Source organism: Flavobacterium sp. W22_SRS_FK3, assembly GCF_052113665.1.
GTDB lineage: Bacteria > Bacteroidota > Bacteroidia > Flavobacteriales > Flavobacteriaceae > Flavobacterium.
The window spans coordinates 22079-28842 of sequence record NZ_JBGQOF010000034.1; the positions used below are offsets into that span (position 1 = coordinate 22079).

Consider the following 6764-nt stretch of genomic DNA (forward strand, 5'->3'; position numbering starts at 1 on the left):
CTAATTAAAAGCTAAGACGAATTTACTATAAACCAGAACAACATTCTTAATCTAAATTAAGTTCTATTTTCCCTAATCAAAGTAAATTTGTTAAAAAAAAGCAGAATTATTATAAAAACTAAAAACAGTAAAATTATGATTGATCAATTAAGAAAACTCCGTAAGTCATTGGCGTCTTTCTGGATCTCTCATAATAAATAAAAAAAGAGTTGATTCAGACAAAAAATAACAACTGCAAATTAGAGTTTTGAAACATTAATTTAAAGAAATACTATGTCAAATATTAGTTTAATTATCGAAGAACGTTCTGCCAGCATAGGCAATTTTATGGTAGGCAGATTATTGCCCTTCCGTGAAAAAAGAGCGGTTGGACCATTTGTATTTATCGATCATATGGGGCCAGCACATTTAAATGAATATGAAAATATGGATGTTCCGCCACACCCTCATATTGGACTTTCAACATTGACTTTTTTGTTCGAAGGAAGCATCATGCACCGCGATAGTCTGGGAACTGAATTAGAAATAAAACCTGGTGCCGTGAATTGGATGACTGCGGGAAAAGGCATTGTGCATTCTGAAAGAACGCCTGAATATTTAAGACATTCTGATAAAATGCTTCACGGATTGCAAATTTGGGTGGCACTACCAAAAGAATTAGAACAAATGGAACCTAATTTTGCTCATATTGAAGCTGATGCTATTCCGAGTTGGGAAGATAATGATGTTTCCTATAAATTAATTGCAGGAGAAGCTTTCGGGAAAAAATCCCCTGTTCCGGTTTATAGTCCTCTTTATTTTATTGAAATTAAAAGTACTCAGGCAAAAAAGATCAATATTGGAAAAGATCTATTCGGAGAAAGCGGTTTGTATATTTTGGAAGGAAGTATCAAAAACGGAGAACATACTTACGATCCAAAACAGATTCTGATTACCAACGACAGCACTTTATGCGAATTTGAAATTGCCGAAAACAGCACAGTTTATATTTTTGGTGGACACCCATTTCCTGAAGAACATTTTATCTTTTGGAACTTTGTCTCTTCGGATAAAAATCTTATCGAAAAAGCAAAAAAAGACTGGACAGAACAGACTTTTCCAAAAGTTCCGGGCGAAACTGAATTTGTTCCTTTACCAATACCTCAAATCAAATAACCTTATGCAGACTATCTCAGCAAAAATTGATACACGTTTGTATCGAACGGAAATAACATCAGCCAGCGGAAACATTGTAATCGCCGACGAACCTCAGGATATGGGAGGCAAAAATTTAGGATTCAGTCCTGCTGAACTTTTGGCTTCATCGCTTGCATCATGCACATTGATTACATTAAGAATGTACATCAACCGCAAAGGCTGGGACGTTTCTGAAATCAATATTAAAGTTGATTTTGAAAGAGATACTGAACACAACGTATCTTCTTTTGTCAGAAAAATAGAAGTTACAGGCGAAATTGATGAAACTCAAAGACAAAAGCTGCACATTATTGCAGATAAATGCCCAATTCATAAAATATTGACTCATACCAATAAAATACTAACAACTTTAATTTAATAGATCATGGAAATACATCAAATCAACGACATAAGAAAAGGTTATTTTGAGGCTAAAGAAGACGGAAAACAACTGGGAAAAATGACCTATACCTGGGCAGGCGATACAAAATTTATCATTGACCACACTGAAGTAAATGAAGAATTCAATGGTAAAGGTGTGGGTAAAAAACTTGTTATGTACGCTGTAGACTACGCCAGAAACAATGGCTTAAAAATTATTCCGCTTTGTCCTTTTGCAAAAAGCGTTTTTGACAAAACTGAGGAAATTCATGATGTTTTATTTCATTAAGAATTTAGTCCCAAAAAAACTGTAATCTCTAAAGGCAAATCAAATTCATTTTCAAAAAATATCAATTGTCTTTTATAAACAGATTCAATCAAATAGTGATTTCCTCTAAAATAAGTCCTTCTGATTTTTACTTCTAAATCAGAATGTTCCACCATGATTAATTGATGAGGATACACTAATGATTTTCCATTTTCATCTTCGGAAAGTTGTAATAAATGAGTAGGAATCTCATTTACCTCTCCAAAAAGAGAAGCTACATATTTCGAAGATGGATTTGTATAAATTTCCTTTGGATTTCCCTTAGTGATAATTTCTCCGTTACGCATTACAATCGAAGCATCCGCAAATGATAAAGCATCTGTACTATCATGTGTAGCGATAATACAGGTAATTTTTTTCTGTTTTAAATATCGGAATAAATTTCGGCGTAAAGCATTTTTTCTAAAAGCATCAATCTGGCTAAAAGGCTCATCAAGCAAAATAACTTCTGGCTCCAAAGCCAAAACTCTGACCAAAGCAACACGTTGTTGCTGTCCTCCGCTTAAAAATTTAGCTTTTACATTAGAAAACTGCTCCATTTCCACCATTTCCAGTAATTCCTGAACACGAAGTCTTTTCATATTGGCAAAACCGTTAGAAAGAAACTTTCCTACGTTTTCAGCAACAGTTTCATATGGTGACAAATCAAAATCCTGAGCCAGGTATTTCATATAAGGCATTCCGGGAATCAGGTTATATTTTGGACCTAAAACAGGTTTTTTTTCATAAAAAATTTGGCCCTCATCTAAATCATACAAACCGTACATAAGTTTTAGAAGCGTACTTTTTCCACAGCCGCTTTCACCAATAATGGCAATATTTTCGCCTTTATTTATAGTAAAAGACACATTTTTTATAACAGGTTTATCAGTATATGAAAAAGAAATATTTTGAATGTCAAGCATAAGTTATTTTTGAAAGTTCAAATTTACAATGTTTAATTGCTAAAGTCAAAAAAAAAGCTGCTTCTATTATGAAACAGCTTTTAAGAAATTTTATTGTATTTTATTTTTCAGCTTCAGCTTTAGCATCATTTACCATTTTCTCATTTGCAGTAATTGCAAACTCAACACGACGGTTTTGAGATCTGCCATCCGCAGTATCATTTGTTGCAATTGGATCAGCAATTCCTAAACCTGTAGTTTTAAATCTTGAAGATTTTAATCCCTTAGAAATTAAATAATTTTTTACTGCAGCAGCTCTTTGTTCAGAAAGGGTTAAATTATATTCTGCTTTTCCTGTACTGTCTGTATAACCGTAAATGTTAATATCAGTATCAGCATACTCATTAAATACCGGAACAATTTTGTCCAGATTTGCTTTAGCCTGAGAAGTCAATGTTGACTTATTTGTATCAAAACGAACCGCATTTTCATTTAAGGTTAATTTGATTCCTTCTCCAACTCTTTCTACCTCTGCACCTGGCAAAGCCTGATCAATTTCACGGGCTTGCTTGTCCATTTTATTCCCAATAAGGGCACCTGTTCCACCACCAACGGCGGCACCAATAGCAGCTCCTAAAGCAGTGTTTCCGCCTTTACCTAAATTATTTCCTAAAATTCCTCCAATAACACCCCCTGCAACTGCACCAATTCCGGCACCTTTTTGAGTGTTATTTGCATTTTTTACTGAATCACAACTTGTAAAGAAACTAACTAATACAAGTAAACTACTTAATCCTAAAACTGTTATATTTTTCATTTCTATATTTTTTAAAAATTAATTAGCTCTTTGAAATTGGTAAGTAACATCTTTAGTTTGTCCACCAACATTAATATTGTCAATTAACTGGAACGAATTATCAGTTAATCCTGCAACTTTAAGTAAATATCCGGACGTAACATTTTTTGATTTAGTTCCCGGATCGACAATTTTAAGAACAAATAGCCCTTGATTATTAATACTCCAAACAATTGGAGAAGTAAATGCTGTACAACCTGGAGCATTCAAAGTCATTGTTCCTTTATTATTATTAGAAATAAAATTCCAGGTACTACCAATGAAACATTTAGAATCTGCAAGATCAAAAGAATTTACTTTGATATAATCAGAGCCAGCATAAGATACATTTGTAAGTACCCAATTTCCTTTAATAGCTACCTGAGTTGGTCTGTCAAGTTTGGTTGAAAGTTCTGTTGCTTCTGTTGAAGCAGTAGACGAAGCTGATTTACACGCGAATAACATCGTGGAAATCATGCAAATGAAAATAATTTTCTTCATTTTGTACATTTATTTAAGTTAATACTTACACATTTAGTAATTATTGTACAACAAAGATACAATTCATAAAAATATCTTTTGTTCCAAAATCTGATTATTTTCTTTCAAAATTAACACTTACGCCATTTTGTCATCATAAAATAATTGGTATTCTATTTGAATTAATGAAATCATCTTATTAAACTAAAAAATTAAAAAATATGACAACAGGTAAAATTAATGTTTCGGTAGAAAACATCTTTCCTTTAATCAAAAAGTTCTTATACAGCGATCACGAAATTTTCTTACGTGAGTTGGTTTCAAACGGTACCGATGCTACTCTAAAATTAAAACACCTTATTAGCATTGGCGAAGCTAAAGTCGAATACGGAAATCCGGTTATTGAAATCAAAGTTGACAAGGAAGGTAAAAAAATCCACATTATTGACCAGGGATTGGGTATGACTGCTGACGAAGTAGAAAAATACATCAATCAGGTTGCTTTTTCGGGAGCCGAAGAATTCTTGGACAAATACAAAGATTCTGCAAAGGATTCTGGAATTATTGGGCATTTTGGTCTTGGTTTCTATTCTGCGTTTATGGTTGCAGAAAAAGTAGAAATTATTACTAAATCATACAAAGACGAACCGGCTGCGCACTGGACATGTGACGGAAGCCCTGAATTTACTTTAGAACCAGCTGACAAAACGTCTCGTGGTACTGAAATCATATTACACATTGCGGAAGATTCTTTAGAATTTTTAGAAGATTCTAAAATCAGTGGATTATTAAATAAGTATAACAAGTTTATGCCTATTCCAATTAAATTCGGAACAAAAACTGAGACACTTCCAAAGCCTGAAGACGCTCCTGAAGATTATGTAAACGAAACTGTTGAGACTGACAATATTATCAACAACCCTAATCCAGCGTGGACCAAACAGCCAACTGAATTATCTGATGAAGATTATAAAAACTTCTATAGAGAGTTGTATCCAATGCAATTTGAGGAACCGTTATTCAATATTCATTTAAATGTAGATTACCCTTTTAACTTAACTGGTATTTTATATTTCCCTAAATTAGGTTCTGACATGCAAATTCAGAAAGATAAAATTCAATTGTATCAAAACCAGGTTTACGTTACTGACAATGTAGAAGGAATTGTACCTGAGTTTTTGACTATGCTAAAAGGGGTTATCGATTCACCGGACATTCCTTTAAACGTTTCTCGTTCAGGATTACAAGCTGATGGAGCAGTTAAGAAAATTTCGAATTACATCACGCGTAAAGTTGCTGATAAACTAAAAGCATTATTCAATGAAAACCGTGCTGATTTTGAAGCAAAATGGAATGACATTAAAATTGTTTTAGAATACGGAATGCTTTCTGAAGATAAATTCTACGAAAAAGCAGGTGCATTTGTATTGTATCCAACTGTAGATGATACTTATTTTACTCTTGAAGAATTAAAAGAAAAACTAAAAGAAAACCAAACAGACAAAGACGGAAAATTAGTAGTTCTTTATGCCGGAAATAAAGATGCACAGCACTCTTACATACAAACAGCAAAAGATAAAGGATACGAAGTATTAATTTTAGACTCTCCGATTATTTCGCATTTAATTCAAAAAATTGAAGGTGACAATAGAGATTTAACTTTTGTTCGTGTCGATTCTGACCATATTGATAATTTAATCAAAAAAGATGAAAACACGATTTCTAAATTATCCGATGAAGAAAAAGAAACACTTAAAACTTCATTAGAAGCTTATATTCCTAAAGCATATTCTGTACAATTGGAAGCTATGGACAGTCAGGCAGCTCCATTCATTATCACGCAGCCAGAATTCATGCGTAGAATGAAAGAAATGAGTCAGTCTGGCGGTGGTGGAATGTTCGGAATGGGAAATATGCCGGAAATGTACAATTTAGTGGTTAATACTAATTCAGATCTAGTTGCTAATATTTTAAATACCGAAGATAAGTCAACTCAGGAAAACTTGGTAAAACAAGCTTTGGATCTTGCCAAATTATCTCAAAATTTATTAAAAGGAGAAGAACTTACAGCTTTTGTAAAAAGAAGTTTTGATTTGATTAAATAATTAAAATTACACAGATCATCATAAAAACCTGCAAAACTAAACTGCAGGTTTTTTTTATTAAAAATACCAGATTTAACTATAAATTAATCCAAATACAATTATTTATCCGTTTCTCTGTTTGATCCCCTGCACGCTTTTCTTTTACTATTTTTTGTATGAAAAAGAGATCCCGAAATCGCAAAAGAATTGCGCTCCCATATCTAATCCCTACAGCACCCTATGATAAAGAGAATTCTACTTTATAAGAAATTTAAAAATCTTTATCCCAAATTCCAATTATCAAACATATAATTTTTCTAAACTTTTACAGTTAAAAACCAAAAGGATTCATATTAATTGTAATTCGAGTTGGTGTGAGTTGTCCTTGTTCTATTTCATCAATAACTTGCAAGTTAACACAAGTCAAAGCGTCTTTTGAAATTCACTCTACATTATATAAGATTTCTTTTTGACCCTGCTCCATTGATCCCTCATAAGTTTTATCTTTTTTCAAGTATTATTCAAATTTCATAACAGAATAATTATGGGCGTTTCCCTCTGGGTCGGGCTGTCCGCTTTATCTTTTGCGATTGACA

The 6764-nt window shown here is 32.9% G+C and carries 7 protein-coding genes; 4 read left to right on the forward strand and 3 right to left on the reverse strand.

Annotated elements, in window-relative coordinates:
- Positions 1-273 precede the first annotated feature (273 nt).
- The 3 genes from ACEN2I_RS19100 to ACEN2I_RS19110 are packed head-to-tail and all read left to right on the forward strand — an operon-like array spanning position 274 to position 1846.
- Entirely contained in the window at positions 274-1155 is an 882-nt protein-coding gene (locus ACEN2I_RS19100; protein WP_441767689.1) for a pirin family protein, read from the forward strand.
- Positions 1156-1159: 4 nt separating this feature from the next.
- Positions 1160-1555, forward strand: a complete 396-nt coding sequence (locus tag ACEN2I_RS19105) for an OsmC family protein (RefSeq protein ID WP_441767690.1) — start codon at positions 1160-1162, stop codon at positions 1553-1555.
- Between the two features lie 6 nt (positions 1556-1561).
- The gene (locus tag ACEN2I_RS19110; RefSeq protein WP_441767691.1) at positions 1562-1846 is read left to right on the forward strand and encodes a GNAT family N-acetyltransferase; all 285 of its coding nucleotides are present in this window, start codon (positions 1562-1564) and stop codon (positions 1844-1846) included.
- Here the strand turns inward: ACEN2I_RS19110 and ACEN2I_RS19115 are convergent.
- From ACEN2I_RS19115 to ACEN2I_RS19125, 3 genes are all read right to left on the reverse strand, one after another.
- The gene (locus tag ACEN2I_RS19115) at positions 1843-2790 is read right to left on the reverse strand and encodes an ABC transporter ATP-binding protein (RefSeq protein ID WP_441767692.1); all 948 of its coding nucleotides are present in this window, start codon (positions 2788-2790) and stop codon (positions 1843-1845) included. The genes ACEN2I_RS19110 and ACEN2I_RS19115 overlap by 4 nt on opposite strands.
- Before the next feature lie 100 nt (positions 2791-2890).
- Positions 2891-3586 carry an OmpA family protein gene (locus ACEN2I_RS19120; RefSeq protein ID WP_441767693.1) on the reverse strand — a complete coding sequence of 232 codons (696 nt, stop codon included), beginning with the start codon at positions 3584-3586 and terminating at the stop codon, positions 2891-2893.
- Between the two features lie 18 nt (positions 3587-3604).
- Positions 3605-4105 carry a lipocalin family protein gene (locus ACEN2I_RS19125; protein ID WP_441767694.1) on the reverse strand — a complete coding sequence of 167 codons (501 nt, stop codon included), beginning with the start codon at positions 4103-4105 and terminating at the stop codon, positions 3605-3607.
- 200 nt (positions 4106-4305) lie between these two features.
- Here ACEN2I_RS19125 and htpG point away from each other — a divergent pair, with 200 nt between their 5' ends.
- A complete protein-coding gene (gene htpG, locus ACEN2I_RS19130) occupies positions 4306-6189 on the forward strand; it encodes a molecular chaperone HtpG (protein WP_441767695.1) in 1884 nt (627 codons plus the stop codon).
- The last annotated feature ends 575 nt before the right edge of the window (positions 6190-6764 follow it).